The organism is Flavobacterium selenitireducens, assembly GCF_014748335.1.
GTDB classification, from domain to species: domain Bacteria; phylum Bacteroidota; class Bacteroidia; order Flavobacteriales; family Flavobacteriaceae; genus Flavobacterium; species Flavobacterium selenitireducens.
This window is the reverse complement of record NZ_JAAVIY010000002.1, coordinates 409,962-424,744: the sequence shown is the minus strand read 5'-3', so window position 1 is coordinate 424,744 and position 14,783 is coordinate 409,962. Positions and strand designations below refer to the sequence as shown.

At 48.9% G+C, this 14,783-nt stretch carries 13 protein-coding genes and 1 tRNA gene; 9 read left to right on the top strand and 5 right to left on the bottom strand.

The window, feature by feature from the left end:
• The first annotated feature begins 304 nt into the window (after positions 1–304).
• Positions 305–1,726 carry a glycosyltransferase gene (locus tag HC229_RS05310; RefSeq protein ID WP_191019419.1) on the top strand — a complete coding sequence of 474 codons (1,422 nt, stop codon included), beginning with the start codon at positions 305–307 and terminating at the stop codon, positions 1,724–1,726.
• Positions 1,727–1,768: 42 nt separating this feature from the next.
• On the opposite strand, the gene HC229_RS05305 is transcribed toward HC229_RS05310, so the two are convergent.
• Positions 1,769–2,098 (bottom strand): DMT family transporter, encoded by a 330-nt coding sequence (locus HC229_RS05305; RefSeq protein ID WP_191019418.1) that lies wholly within the window; start codon positions 2,096–2,098, stop codon positions 1,769–1,771.
• 133 nt (positions 2,099–2,231) lie between these two features.
• Positions 2,232–2,798 carry a Crp/Fnr family transcriptional regulator gene (locus tag HC229_RS05300; RefSeq protein ID WP_191019417.1) on the bottom strand — a complete coding sequence of 189 codons (567 nt, stop codon included), beginning with the start codon at positions 2,796–2,798 and terminating at the stop codon, positions 2,232–2,234.
• A 355-nt stretch (positions 2,799–3,153) separates the two neighbouring features.
• Here HC229_RS05300 and HC229_RS05295 point away from each other — a divergent pair, with 355 nt between their 5' ends.
• Both HC229_RS05295 and HC229_RS05290 read left to right on the top strand, forming a co-directional pair.
• Positions 3,154–3,405: a hypothetical protein gene (locus tag HC229_RS05295; protein WP_191019416.1), complete on the top strand. Its 252-nt coding sequence runs from the start codon at positions 3,154–3,156 to the stop codon at positions 3,403–3,405.
• Between the two features lie 135 nt (positions 3,406–3,540).
• The gene (locus HC229_RS05290) at positions 3,541–4,227 is read left to right on the top strand and encodes an NUDIX hydrolase (protein ID WP_191019415.1); all 687 of its coding nucleotides are present in this window, start codon (positions 3,541–3,543) and stop codon (positions 4,225–4,227) included.
• Between the two features lie 81 nt (positions 4,228–4,308).
• On the opposite strand, the gene HC229_RS05285 is transcribed toward HC229_RS05290, so the two are convergent.
• Complete coding sequence (locus HC229_RS05285; protein ID WP_191019414.1) at positions 4,309–5,460, bottom strand: DUF3095 family protein; 1,152 nt, start codon at positions 5,458–5,460, stop codon at positions 4,309–4,311.
• 37 nt (positions 5,461–5,497) lie between these two features.
• The gene (locus HC229_RS05280) at positions 5,498–6,841 is read right to left on the bottom strand and encodes a serine hydrolase domain-containing protein (RefSeq protein ID WP_191019413.1); all 1,344 of its coding nucleotides are present in this window, start codon (positions 6,839–6,841) and stop codon (positions 5,498–5,500) included.
• Between the two features lie 201 nt (positions 6,842–7,042).
• On the opposite strand from HC229_RS05280, the gene HC229_RS05275 reads away from it, so the two are divergent.
• Positions 7,043–7,510 carry a ferritin-like domain-containing protein gene (locus HC229_RS05275; protein WP_223845528.1) on the top strand — a complete coding sequence of 156 codons (468 nt, stop codon included), beginning with the start codon at positions 7,043–7,045 and terminating at the stop codon, positions 7,508–7,510.
• 48 nt (positions 7,511–7,558) lie between these two features.
• On the opposite strand, the gene HC229_RS05270 is transcribed toward HC229_RS05275, so the two are convergent.
• Positions 7,559–8,248 (bottom strand): Dph6-related ATP pyrophosphatase, encoded by a 690-nt coding sequence (locus HC229_RS05270; RefSeq protein WP_191019412.1) that lies wholly within the window; start codon positions 8,246–8,248, stop codon positions 7,559–7,561.
• A gap of 559 nt (positions 8,249–8,807) precedes the next feature.
• Here HC229_RS05270 and mce point away from each other — a divergent pair.
• The 5 genes from mce to HC229_RS05245 all read left to right on the top strand — a co-directional run bounded on the left by mce (position 8,808) and on the right by HC229_RS05245 (position 14,782).
• Positions 8,808–9,209, top strand: a complete 402-nt coding sequence (gene mce, locus HC229_RS05265; protein WP_191019411.1) for a methylmalonyl-CoA epimerase — start codon at positions 8,808–8,810, stop codon at positions 9,207–9,209.
• Positions 9,210–9,213: 4 nt separating this feature from the next.
• Positions 9,214–9,579: a VOC family protein gene (locus tag HC229_RS05260; RefSeq protein WP_223845527.1), complete on the top strand. Its 366-nt coding sequence runs from the start codon at positions 9,214–9,216 to the stop codon at positions 9,577–9,579.
• 244 nt (positions 9,580–9,823) lie between these two features.
• Positions 9,824–9,897: transfer RNA gene (locus HC229_RS05255), tRNA-Ile, on the top strand.
• Positions 9,898–10,025: 128 nt separating this feature from the next.
• Complete coding sequence (locus HC229_RS05250) at positions 10,026–10,343, top strand: DUF6660 family protein (RefSeq protein WP_191019409.1); 318 nt, start codon at positions 10,026–10,028, stop codon at positions 10,341–10,343.
• A gap of 95 nt (positions 10,344–10,438) precedes the next feature.
• Positions 10,439–14,782, top strand: coding sequence for a CusA/CzcA family heavy metal efflux RND transporter (locus HC229_RS05245; protein ID WP_191019540.1), 4,344 nt, complete (start codon positions 10,439–10,441; stop codon positions 14,780–14,782).
• Position 14,783: the final 1 nt, after the last annotated feature.

Genomic DNA, 14,783 nt, shown 5'->3' with positions numbered 1-14,783 from the left:
AGTTATCGGAAACAGCATACACGTTTTGACATTCCCCTACCAGTTTTTCGATATCGTTTTCGGAATTTCAGGAACAACCTTCGGCTATCGCTATTTCTTCTGTAAATAGTGCCTATCGCACAATACCAAGCTTCGTTTTTGCGTTTGCCGCGCTTCCCAACTTGGGGAAAGTGTGTAGCAAAATTGTGGAAAATCCACAGCCTTTTTTGAATGAAATTCCCGTAACTGGCGCTAAACCGGGCGTTTTTGGCACAGGCACAATGATTGTTTTGGAGCGTACGTCACAAATCCAAAATGATCCGATATGAAAGCCGAAACCATTACCACATCACAATTACGCACATTTCCCTCTGAAGCCGCTCCCGTTTTTTCGATGGGCAAGAGAACAACTCCTTCAAAAAGTACCGTCGGCACTTTGATACTCATCACTACATTTTTTTTTATGGCGCTCAGCGTTTACCTGGTGTTTGACCTTCAGGACGATTTTACCCAGTTCAATGCCGACCGCCTTCAATCTACAGGCGGCTTTGTATTTATAGTGATCGCATCCCTGCTGCTGCTTTTCAAGGTTGCGTTCTTTATTTACAATGCCATTCTTTATTTCAAATACAAACCCATCGAATCGGTTTCGGACGAAGCATTACCGACCTGTACCGTCATCGTTCCGGCTTATAACGAAGGCAAACAGGTCTGGAAAACACTTATGAGTCTTGCCGAAAGCCAATATCCGATAGCAAAACTCCAACTTCTCGCCATAGACGACGGCAGCCAGGACGACACCTGGTATTGGATGCAACAGGCCAAAATAAAGCTTGGCGATCGATTGACTATTTTCCAACAACCAAAAAACATGGGCAAACGCCACGCTCTATATCATGGTTTCAACGTAGGAAATGGGGAAATCTTCGTGACCGTAGACAGTGATTCCATCGTGAAGACGGATACGCTTCGCAATATGGTGAGCCCGTTCGTTGTCGATGAAACTTGTGGAGCGGTAGCCGGAAACATCCACGTACTCAACAACCAAAAGGCGATGTTGCCCAAGATGCTCAACGTTAGTTTTGTAATGAGTTTCGAATTCGTAAGATCGGCGGAAAGCCAGGTGGGATCGGTCATGTGCACGCCGGGCGCTTTGGCGGCTTATCGCAGGACGGCGGTTTTCGCCTGCCTCGAAGATTGGATCAGCCAAACCTGGATGGGAAAACCTTCTGATATAGGCGAAGACCGCGCCATGACGAACATGATCCTAAAACAAGGCCGTCGCGTGCTTTTCCAGAGAAATGCCTACGCTTACACCAACGTTCCCGAACAATACAACGGCTTGTACAAAATGTTCATCCGCTGGGATCGCAGCAATGTGCGCGAAAACATCATGATGTCGAAATTCGTTTTCGGGAACTTTCGCGAAGGCAAGAAAACCGGCACGCGCCTCTTCTACCTCAACCAGGCATTCAAGCTTGCGATGACGTACCCTTTTTTCGTGTTCATGCTGTTCTTCATCGCGATTCATCCGGTGTTGTTCTTCAGCTCGACATTGTTCAGTATCTTGATCCTTTCGACGTTTCCGGTGCTTTTTTACGCAAAGCGCTATACGTTCGGAGAATCGCTTTGGGCATATTCGTACAGCTTGCTCTACACATTCGGATTGTTCTGGGTAACGCCTTACGCAATCGCGACGAACGGGAAACGCGGCTGGCTCACGCGGGATCTCGACGAAAAAAAATAGTCAGCCCATCCCATAAAGCGGTGTCCGAAATAGGGCGATTTTTTAGTGTGTCGACACGACTTTGAGCCCGACAATTGAGGCGATCAGCGTCGTGATAAAGAAAATTCTCCAAAAACTTGCGGGCTCTTTGAACACGAAAATGCCGAGCAGCACCGTTCCCACGGCTCCAATTCCTGTCCAGACGGCATATGCGGTTCCCAATGGAAGGGTTTGGATCGCTTTCATCAGCAACAGCATGCTCGCGGTAATGGCTATCGCGAACCCGGCGTACCACAAATACATTTCGCGCCCGTCGGTTTCCTTGGCTTTTCCGAGACATGTCGTGAAAGCGACTTCAAAAATTCCTGCAATGATTAAGATGATCCAGTTCATAGCTTTTTTTTGCAAAGTTCGGTATTGGGAGTTTATTTGGGTTTTACATAGGATAAAAAATGATGCGTAGACAATTGAATGTTGATGTCATTAGAACGAGATTGCCAATTATCTAATTTATCTCATTGCCCAATCATCTAATCACTTGAGCCCTGATGCGGCTCAAACTCACCTGGGTAATGCCCAGATACGATGCGATGTGGCCGAGCTGGACGCGTTTTATAAGGTCCGGATGGTTCCCGAGCAAATCCTGGTAGCGTTGCGTAGCCGATTTGAACTGTCGCGAAATCAGGCGTTCTTCGGTTTTGATGAGTTCGCTTTCGGCAAATTTCCTTCCCCAGTTTGCAATGTGGATGTCGCGCGCATAAAGATCCTGGAGTTCGGAAACGTTGAGCGCATAAAGTTCGCAATCTTCAAGCGGCTCGATGTCTTCATATCCTTTTTGATTGTCAACATACGACTTCATCGAAATGACGATATCGCCTTCGCTCCCGAACCAGAATGTCGTTTCGGCACTATCTGAAACAGCATAGGCGCGCACGATTCCGCGTTTGATCAGATAAAGATTTTCCTCGACATTGTCGGCCCTGATCAGTATTTTGCCTTTTGGCCATGACATTTCTGTCGCAATCTTTTCCAACTTTGCGGAAGATTCCGTCGGCAAATGACAAAGCGCGTTCAGGATGGCTCGAAGTTCCATATGTCAGGATTGGAAAGCTAACCTACAAAAAACCCGGTTATCGAACCTGTTTTCCTAAAACAATATACTTATCCGATTGCAAACCAATAGACGCCGCTGTAGGTCAACGTGATTCCACGCGAAGTACTTCCCGCATAGTCGTTGAAGCTCGACACGCCATACAATTGACCATTATCCCTTTGGCATATAAATACACAATTCCCTGAATTAAAAAATCGTAGGGCTAACACAAGGCAAAATGACCCGCTTTTTCAAACCTGATGGTCGTTGGAAAACCGATCGGACAGGCACATTATCTCTATTTCGCCGCGCGACGTCCGTTGACGGCCATTATCGAGTACCTTTACAAAAAAACATGAAGCGGGAAATGATGAAACTGCTCAGGCAATTGCTTGCAGAAAATGACGCGGTCGAGCGCAATACGATCAAACGAAAGATAATGGTAGATTTTCCTCGATTGCGTTTCGTCAAAAATGATCCTGAAGGCGAAATTAAATCGAAAGAACTGCTGCGCTCGTGCATGACCTCTTTTTGCAAGGATGCCAGCGATGAAAACCGCCAGGGCCTGGTCGATTGCGTGTCGAGTTTTGAGCGTTTGTTCGTCTGAATTAGTTGTACAGCGTTCAACGTTACCGAGTTTGCCAGGTGTAAAGCGTCGTCTCAAGCGCGCGTTATAAGTGTGGAACGTTGTTTTATTGCGGCTTTGTGGTTATCTTGCGTCCGACTTTTGTAGCTTCAATCCATGGAAAATTATCAGTCCCAAGAGAAAATTCTCCTTGCCGTAGATTGCATTATTTTCGGATTTGATAAGAAGAATCTGAAAATCCTGCTTATCAAGCGAGACTTTGAGCCGGAACGTGGCCGCTGGTCACTTATGGGCGGATTCGTAAAAAAAGACGAAACGCTGGACGAAGCTGCAAATCGCGTACTTCACCATCTGACGGGCCTTCACAACTTGTATCTGGAGCAACTTCGCGCCTATTCGGAAATCGATCGCGATCCCGTGGAACGAACGGTTTCGGTATCGTACTACGCACTCATCGATGCCAACGTGGCTGAAGGCGAACTCAACCAGGATTTCTCGGCAAAATGGCACAACATACACGAGGCGCCCAACTTGATCTTTGACCATGCCGATATGGTCGCCAACGCGATGTCGACATTGAGAAGGCGTGCGCTCACGAAACCTATCGGATTCGAACTTTTGCCCGAGAAATTCACGATGAGACAACTGCAAACCCTATACGAAGCCATTCTCGACGAAAAGCTCGACAAGCGCAACTTCATCAACAAGATCAATGCGCTCGACATCTTGGTCAAAACCGACGAAAAAGATATGAAATCGTCGCGCAAGGGCTCATTCCTCTATCGTTTCGACCAGGAGAAATACAACAAAAAAGTCCAGGAATGTTTCGCTTTCAAGCTTTAGCGAAATCGGGCCGCGTTTTCACGTCGCGGTCTATTCCGGAAACGGCCGGAGGAAGCGTTATTTCGGCTTGGTTCCGATGAATCAAGTGTGGATCTTGGCTTTAAGCATTCGGGCGGCCTGGGTATAACCGCCGTCGGAACCGTCGACGAAGTGAATGTGGTCGTCGTCGAGGTCGCGTACGTAACACGACATAATGGAAGCGTTGCTGATGTGAAGGCCGTAGTGAATCCGGGCATCGGACTCGAGTGAGTCGAGAAATTCCTGTAACCGTTTTCTCTGGTCGACCGTGCCTGAAATGACCGTATTGATCTTGCCGTCGAGCACTAAAGTGTCGGACATGTCGACAAGTTTTTCGAGGTAACGCCTACCTTTGAACGATCTCAAGTAAATAAAAACCCAAAGCGAAATCAGCTTTTGGCGCAACATTTCCAGCAGCCTGATCTTACCGATCCGGACGCGCATTTCGGTTCCCAGCCTTCCAAAGGTCGTATTGAGCCGCAACTGGCTCACCGATATCGGTTGTCGTTTGCTAATCGGGCCGTAAAGGTGTTCGATTTGCTCGATGACCGTCCGAAAAACCTGGGCCTGGCTAAAATCGTTGCGGCTTACCACAAGCAAGGTGACCACTTCATCTTTGTCTGTCGGAGGCGAGATGCGATCCCAGCGGCACTGCATTCCGCTAAGGTCGAGGTCGTGACTCTCGTCGAACACATGATCGTCCCGGTACTCTTTGCCTTTGATGATTTTCTCGGCGTACATGAGCCCGTCTCCCAAAATAACGGGAATCGAAAACACCGAAGAGTTGTGATATTTGGCGATTTTCAACGCGTGACCTTCCGACAAAATCTTGTGGACCGGCATTTCGCCGACACGTATATCAAGACCGAAATTGTCGAGGGTATTCTTCTGGAAAACTTTCAGGGCGCACAAGGTGTCTTGCCGAAGCTGGTTCGGGATCAGGAATGTCGCGCCGTCCCCACCAAAAAAGAAAGGCACCGTGATCTTTCGCTTGAAGGCGATGTTGAGCACAGATACGATGCTGCCCGTGGCGAGAAGATTTACGGTTTGGTGCTGGCCGCCGAGAACGGCATCGGTAGAGTTGCGGATATCGGTGATGATGACGAGCCAATCGGATGGAACGGTTTCGAACAAATCTTGATTGCCCAGCAATTCACCCAGCGGCAATCGGTGGGCAACAAGATCGGAATAAAAGTTTTCACTTTGAGACAGCATGCAACAAGTTAGCAATAAACCCGTTCTCCATCAAAAATTACGCTTTTTTTAGTTTGTTGCGGATTCCTGCCGAAATAAAATACAGCCCGGAAACCGTGCCGGAGCCATCTGTCATATACTCAAGTTGGATATCGATGTCCTGCTCGTCGATAAAAAATTTTTTCTGGGACTCCGGGATGAGCTCGATATCACGCCACATGCGCCAATACAGTTTGTTGTCTTTCTCGACAACCGTTACTGGGAATGGCAAATCGGGTGATTTGAATTCTCCCGCGAACGCACTCACGCTTCCGGAAAATCGCACGGGCTTCTTTTTGTAAAACGATTCGACTGGCCTTCCGAACATGATGCCGGCAAGACCCTTTGGCACGAAATCAAGATTGGTGTCGCGATTGGTAAGCACGATGATACAGACGCCATCATCTATATATTCGCCCATATAGGTATTGAATCCCTCGATCGCGCCTTGGTGTTCGAGCACTTTATGGTTCAGGAAATTGTCGACGAAAATACCGTATCCCGCTCCCCTTTCCGGATGATGGGGCGTGTTCATCTTCTTTAGCGACGCGGCGCTGATGATCTTGCCCGACTGTAACGCAACCCGCCATTTAAAAAGGTCGCGGGCCGTCGCGAACATATTTCCGGCGCTAAAACCGGAATTTCCTGTTTCGGAAGTCGATCGCTTCCAACCCGATGGCAGTAATGCGTAACCATTTACAAGATTCGGGACGATCAAGTCGTGTTGCAGAAAACCGCTGTCGTCCATACTCGCTTTTTTAAGGAGGTACTCGCGCACGTAATCGTAATACGGTTGTCCCGATGCCTGTTCAATCACGTATCCGAGCAGGATATAGCCTGAATTCGAATAGTGCCAGCCTTTACCGGGCTCGAAATCGTAGGGCTTATCCTTAAAAACGGCAATAAGCGTGTCCTTCATTTTTTCTACCGGAAGTCGTGCATCGAGCCGGAACCACTTAGGGATTTCGCCTACGTCCTTTATGCCCGAGGTGTGGTTGAGCAACATGTGAAGCGTCACCTCATCCCCTTTCGGATAATCAGGAAAATATTTACTGAGTTTGTCCGAAATGGTGAGTTTGCCCTGTTCTTCCAGCCGAAGCACAGCCGCGGCGGTAAATTGCTTGGTAAGTGAGCAAATGCGGTAACGGGTTTCGGGCGAATTGGGCACGTTCCACTCGCGGTTGGCGAGCCCGAACGATTTTTCGTAGATGATGTTCCCTTTTTGGGACACGAGCACCGTTCCGCTGAAATCATTTTGGGTCGCCTGCGCCTGCATATAGCGGTCCAATGTGCGCGACACCTCTTTTTGGGCGAGGGACACAATGGTTTCGGCCAGCATAAAAAGTAACAACAGTCTTTTCATAACACGTCTGATTTTTGATTGATGAAGTTTGATGATTGATGATTGGAACCAAATGTAACTAAAATTTTAGTTGAAAAACTAATTTTATAGTTGTTTTAAAAATTTGGTTTTGGGAAATCATGCAAACCACGAGTATAATTGCGTAAGAAATTCCTGCGGGCCAAGTCCGATCTTTGTAAAACAACTAAAAACACAACTATTATGGAACGTATGGCAATTGATACGGAAAAAGCGCTAAAGGCACTGAACAACCTAATTGAAATCAACAACGACCGCGTAGAAGGTTACGAAACCGCCTCGAAAGAAACCGATTCAGTCGAGCTAAAAGGGTTGTTCGCAAACTGGAAAGGCACTAGCGAAACTATATTGAGCGAATTGAGAAGCGAAGTTCGCAATCTCGGTGGCGAACCTGAAGAAGGAACGCGCGTGACCGGAAAATTCTTCCGCGCCTGGATGGACGTGAAAGCTGCCCTTACCGGAAATGATCGCCATCAGATCTTGTCTTCATGCGAATTTGGTGAAGATAAGGCGCAGGAAACGTACCAAAATGTACTTGAAGACTACAGCAACGATCTTTCTGCAGAACAAACCTCGATGATCCGCGAGCAAAAATCCAGGCTCATGGCCGATCACGATAAAGTCAAAGCATTAAGGGATGCTGAAGCCTAAAACAAAAAACCTCTCGAATCCGGGAGGTTTTTTTTTGCCTTTACCCCATCAAAGCGGCACGAGATCGCAATACCAGAATCCTTGTTCGTACTCGCCCGCTTCATATTGACGGTAAACCGTTTCCCCAATCGAATAGCGTATCGGATTCTTGAAAAACGGAGCGTCAAAGCAAAAGGTGTGGAACTCTCCATTCTCCCCGCAGGCGTCGACACCTTGTGGAAGCGAACTTACGAATTCCGTATCGAGTACCCGACCTAAGAATGACGCGTCCAATTTTGACGCATCGATGCAAATTACGACCGCTTTGAAACCCAAGGCGACGAATTCGCGCATCAATTCACGCGTATCCCGTTTCCAAAGCGGGAAAGCCGTATCGATTCCATATGGCCGCAACTGGCTCTCCCGATACGATTTCAAATCTTCGAGGAAAATGTCGCCGAACGCTGCGCATTCAAATCCTTGACTTTTCAACGACGTCACTTTTTCCGTCATGACGCGCTCGTACTCGTCGTTCGACGGTTGATCGGGAAGACGGATCACACCGTGCCGGATCCCGATGGCGTCCAGCTGCATTTCCAAAAGTGTCTCGCGCAAACCGTGCATCGTCACTCGGCCAGGTTCGTCGTTTACCGACGTGAGCAAATAGTCCACAGTGAATTCGTCAGACTGCAACAGGGCGTGCAAAGCCATCGCGGAATCCTTACCGCTGCTCCAGTTGAAGTATGTTTTTTTGGACATCGCGCAATTTACTACAAAAAACCCGCTGCCTGAACAACGGGTTGATTGATCTAAAGAGTAATCGTTACTTGGGAAGCGATTTAAATGCCGCGCGCAGCTCCGATGCAACAAACTGAGGCGCTTCCCACGAGGCGAAATGCCCGCCTTTTTCTACTTCATTAAAGCAAATCAGATTGTGGCAGGGTTTCTCTGCCCAGCTTTTCGGTGTTTGATAGATTTCGCCTGGGAAAAACTGTAATGGCCGCCGGGATCGAGATGTCCACAGCATTAAAGTTGTGGGCATTGTCGAGGAAGAAAGCCGCCAAATCTACAGGCGAATCCTCGGCAATCTGAGGTTATCGTTCATCGTTTGCAAAGCATCTGTTTTCGAATTTGTGCTTTTTTTGGATGCCTATTTACACAGCTTATCTTTCCCGCTCTATCTTAGACATCGGAAAACGGCCGATTTAATGCGCGAACTCATAGAAAGTCCCGGGAATATCTGAAGGCGACCTCACTTTTTCGCAAGTCGGAGACATCGCCTCGGAAAACGTTATCTTTGATTCCATAAACCGCAGACATGAATAAAATCGAACACATTGGCATCGCCGTGAAAAGTCTTGCCGAATCGAATGTGCTTTTCGAGAAGTTGCTCGGAACGCCTTCCTATAAACAGGAGGAAGTGGAAAGCGAAGGTGTGAAAACGTCGTTTTTCCAGTCGGGCCCGAATAAGATTGAATTGCTTGAAGCGACGAATCCGGATAGCCCGATCGCAAAATTTCTTGAGAAAAAAGGCGAAGGCATCCATCACATCGCGTTTGACGTGGCCGATATCGCTTCTGAAATCGAACGCCTCAAAAACGAAGGTTTTACGGTTCTCAACGAAATTCCCAAAAAAGGAGCCGACAACAAACTCGTGGCTTTTTTGCATCCGAAAGGAACCAATGGCGTCTTGGTGGAACTTTGCCAGGAAATCCGATAACGTGATGATACGCCCAAAATCAATCCGACCGTTCATCGGCTCCAAAGATTTCGAGACCTCGAGGCGTTTCTACAGCGAACTCGGTTTCGAGGAAACAGTGTTATGGCAGGGCTTTTCGGTTTTTAAGATCGGAAGTTTTGCATTTTACCTTCAGGATGACTACGCTAAGGATTGGGTAGAAAACACCCAGGTTTTCCTCGAAATAGAAGATGTTCCCGCGTTTTGGGAGCATTTGGTTTCGTTGGGCTTGCCGTCTAAATTCCAAAACGTCAAGATTACGGCTGTCCGGGAAGAAACTTGGGGACGCGAGTGTTTTGTACATGATCCGTCCGGAATTTTATGGCACTTTGGCGAATTTCGGGATTTGTAATATGTTAATTAAGAAAAAGTACAGGTTTTCTGTACTTGACAATAAATGGCTTTTCCGAACTTAGACATAACAGATCTTTAAAGATCTGTTATGTCTGGGCAAATACAACCCGCATCACCATCGAAAAGACTCCAAAAAAACACTTGCACTCGACAAAAAATAATAGTAATATTGCAGCCACGAATAAGGCGTTCGCTTTATAACCTGAATCGTAGCAACCAACGCGGTTCAGCGAGTGAAACCCGGTCCTATAGCTCAGTTGGTTAGAGTCCCTGACTCATAATCAGGTTGTCCTTGGTTCGAGCCCAAGTGGGACCACAACCCTTCAGAAATGGAGGGTTTTTTTATATCCGGAATCCTGATTTATCTTGCTATCAGGCCGGTTATTTTAGTCGGAACTGATTCACTAAACTACTCTTAGAACAAAAAAATAGTACTTTTACGACGTGAAATGCCTGGCGCTCATACTGTCCGTGTTATTCATCGCCTTGGCTGCAAAGCCTTGCGCGGATGGAGAAGCGACGCACTCACGATCGCAGACAGCATATTCGCAAACACACGATAGCCACGAACACGAAGTAGACCTGTGCTCTCCATTTTGCAGTTGCGCCTGCTGCGGCGCCTACATCTTCAATTATATTCCCAACCAGGCTTTTGAGGTAGATGCTACCGTTTTTGCGCTTCCGAAGCCAACTTCACTTTACAAGACACGCTTGGTTTCCGATTACTTCGGAAGCATCTGGCAACCGCCACAACTTTCGTAATGACGTCCCGGGTCGCTCCCGGGATGACACGCCGCGGCCTGCAACGCCGCCTGAGGATACTTGTATCGATTCGTTTCATCCATTACGAAAAACTCATGCTAGATAAAATCATACATTTCAGCATCCACAATAAATTTATTGTCGGGCTTTTCACGCTGTTCCTGGTTGCCGTCGGAATCTATTCGGCTGTGACTTTGCCCATCGATGCCTTGCCGGACATCACCAATAACCAGGTCCAGATCATCACGACTTCACCAAAGCTTGCCACTCAGGAAGTCGAACAGTTCATTACGTATCCGATAGAACAATCCGTAAAATCGATCCCGGAGGTAATCGAACTGCGTTCCATCAGCCGCTTCGGACTGAGCGTCGTAACCGTTGTGTTTAACGAAAGCACCGATATTTACTGGGCGCGCAACCAAATTTCGGAACGCCTCGAACAAGCCAGGGAATCCATTCCGAAAGGAGCCGGAAAACCCGAAATGGCGCCCATAAGCACCGGCTTGGGCGAAATCTACCAATACGTCGTGTTTCCCAAAATGGGTTTCGAGTCGAAATACGATGCAACCGAACTGCGCACCATCCAAGATTGGATCATCAAGCCGCAACTCGTCGGGACACCCGGAGTGGCCGAAGTCAACACACTCGGCGGCATGCTCAAACAATATGAAATCGCGGTTGTTCCAGACAAACTCAAGAGCATGAACACGACGATTACCGAGATTTTCGAAGCGCTCGAGGTCAACAACGAAAATACCGGAGGCGCCTACATCGACAAGAAACCGTATGCTTTTTTCATCCGCGGCGTCGGAATGGTGAGTTCGATAGAGGACATCCGTAAAATCGTCGTAAAAAACCAAAATGGCATCCCGATCCTGGTTCGCGATGTGGCCGAAGTGCGCATCGGAAGCGCCGTTCGCTACGGAGCCGTGACCAAAGACGGCAAAGGCGAAGAAGTCTCCGGAATGGTCATGATGCTCAAAGGCGAAAACAGCGGTGAGGTCGTCGCCCGCGTCAAGCAAAAAATGGAGCAAATCAAGAAATCGCTTCCCGAAGGTGTCGCCGTCGAACCTTTTCTCGACCGGACGCTGCTTGTCGACAAAGCCATCAAAACCGTAGAAACCAATCTTGTCGAAGGCGCGCTCATCGTCATATTTATCTTGGTTTTGCTGTTGGGCAACTGGCGGGCGGGCCTGGTCGTGGCTTCTGTGATCCCATTGTCGCTGTTGTTTGCGATCTCGATGATGAAATTGTTTGGCGTTTCCGGCAACCTTATGAGTTTGGGCGCCATTGATTTCGGATTGATCGTCGACGGAGCCGTAATCATCGTCGAGGCCATCGTACACAGGCTGCAACGTCTCAATACCGGCAAATTATCCAGACAGCAAATGGATGCACAAGTGTATTCCGCGGCTTCGAAAATCCGCAGCAGCGCCGCTTTCGGGGAACTCATCATCCTAATCGTTTACCTTCCGATCCTGGCGCTTACCGGAATCGAAGGCAAGATGTTCGGGCCGATGGCGCAGACCGTCTCGTTTGCGATATTGGGAGCGTTTTTACTGTCGCTTACCTATGTGCCCATGATGTCGTCGCTAACGTTGCAAAGACAGATCGGACACAAGCCCAATGTGAGTGACCGCATCATCGGTAAATTGCACGCCTGGTACGCCCCGATTCTCGAAAAGGCGTTCAGCGCCCGCAAAATCGTCGTCGCGACAGCACTTTTGTTGTTTGCGTTATCACTGTTTGTATTCGATCGGCTTGGAGGAGAATTCATCCCTACGCTCGACGAAGGCGACATTGCCACGCATTTCGTGATCGCTTCGGGTTCTTCGCTTTCGCAGGAAGTCGACGCCACGCTTAAAGCGGAACGGTTACTGAAATCGAAATTTCCTGAGATAAAGATGATAGTGGCTAAAATCGGTTCAGCTGAAATCCCGACCGATCCCATGCCCGTAGAGGCTGCCGACCTTATCATCCTGTTGAAGGAAAAACACGAATGGACGTCGGCCGATACCAAAGAGGAACTCATGCAAAAAATGGAAGCCGTGCTCAACGACATTCCCGGTGCCACCACCGAGTTTTCCCAACCTATCCAAATGCGCTTCAACGAGCTTATGACGGGCGTGCGCAGCGATGTGGCGGTAAAGATCTATGGAGAAGACATCGACTTGCTGGTTGCCAAAGGCGAACAGGCTCTTAAGATCATAAGCAATATCGATGGTGTAGCCGATGCCAAAACCGAGCGCGTGGCCGGCCTTCCGCAAATCACGGTGCGCTACAACAAAGACAAGATGGCGTTGTACGGACTCAAGATTGGCGATCTCAACAAAGTGCTCAGAATGGGATTTGCCGGGGAATCTGCCGGCGTGGTTTACGAAGGCGAAAAGCGGTTCGATCTTGTCGTGCGACTTGAAGCAGACAGCCGTGCCGATATTTCAAGCATCAAATCGCTTTTTGTAACGCTTCCGTCCGGCAACCAAATTCCGCTTGAGCAAATCGCCGATGTACAATATGAAGACGGCCCGATGCAGATTTCGCGAGACGACGGAAAGCGCCGCATCGTCGTCGGGTTTAACGTAAGAGGACGTGACGTGGCTTCGGTCGTTGAAGACATTCGCAAAAAACTCGATTCGGAACTCAGGCTTCCGCCGGGATATTACACCACTTACGGCGGGCAATTCGAAAACCTCGCGGAGGCGAACCAACGACTCGCCGTCGCCGTTCCCATGGCGCTTTTACTGATTTTGATCTTGCTTTATTTCACGTTCAAATCCATCGCACAGTCGCTGTTGATTTTTACCGCGATCCCACTTTCGGCCATTGGCGGAATCCTTGCGTTGTGGATACGCGGCATGCCGTTCAGCATTTCGGCCGGAGTCGGGTTCATCGCCTTGTTCGGCGTGGCGGTGCTCAACGGGATCGTGCTCATCGGATATTTCAACCAACTCAAATCGGAAGGCGTCGTAGACGTGATGGACAGGATACGCGAAGGCACCAAGACGCGGCTGCGGCCTGTGATCATGACCGCTGCCGTGGCCTCGTTGGGATTTTTGCCGATGGCCATCAGCACAAGCGCGGGTGCCGAAGTCCAAAAACCATTGGCGACAGTCGTCATTGGCGGGCTGATAACCGCGACGTTGCTGACGCTAATTTTATTGCCGATCCTGTATTACTACTTAGAAACATCTACAAGATTCAAGCGCCGCGATGCCAGGACAGGCATTCTGATCGTTGGGTTTGCCTTGTCACCTGCGTTGTCATCGGCTCAAGCACCATCGTTGACATTGGCGCAGGCCGTTGAGACCGGAATCAGGAACAACCGCAGCATCCTGGCTTCCGACCTCGACATCAAAGCGCAAAACGAACTGACCGCAACGGCTTGGGACATCCCGAAGACACAGCTCTCGGGAACATTCGGACAACTAAATACTGCCGCCCACGATAAGAATTTGTCCGTTTCCCAAAGCATCAATCCGTTTCGCGTCGGGTCGAACCGAAAATTGCTGCGCGAAAACTCGAACGCGAGCCAATTGCGATCCGAAGCCACGAAACAAGACGTGATTTTTGCGATCAGGCAATCGTGGAACGAATTGTTGTTTTACGGCAAGCTTCAAGCGATCCTGTTGCGACAGATGTCCGTCATGGACAAGTTCGTGCGTTCTGCCGAGGTGAAATTCCGCGTGGGCGAGACAAATTCGTTAGAGAAAAACATCGCGTTTGCCAAACAGCAGGAATTGCTGCAACGTATCGCGCAAAACGACGGCCAGTTGCGCATCGAGAAGTCGCGTTTGCGTTTGTTGCTCGATCTCCGCGACGATTTTACCGTGGCCGATACCGCATTTATCCCAATCCCGATTTCTGCGGCTGACAGTTCGGCCGTGTTGCAAAATCCCGAATTGCGGCTGGCGCAAACCCAGATTGCGGTTGCCGAAGCGACTCGAAAAGTGGAGAGATCGGCTTTGTATCCTGACATTTCCGCAGGCTACTTCGTCCAATCGCTTACGGGCAACCACGACGTCGGCGGGACGCCTCGCTATTACGACAATACGTTGCGTTTCCAGGGATTTACCGTCGGGATCGCAGTTCCCGTTTTTTTCAGGGCGACATCCGCGAAAGCGAGAGCAGCGGAGTTAAACATCGAACGCGAAAAGCAGCAGGCCGAATATGTAAAATCGGAACTCCAAAATCGATTGGCAGAACAATCCGACCGCTTATCCACCTACACTTCGTTGGTGAATTACTACCGAGATACGGCCGATCCGAATGCGAAAAAAATCATCGCGAACGCCACGAAAGGCTACCAAAACGGAGATTTACCGTACGCAGAATACGTGCAAAGCCTTGAAACGGCTCACGCCATCCTGGTCAACTATGCCGAAGCGGTTCGGAAGTACAATCAGACGGCCATCAACATACAATTCCTTATCAATCAATAAC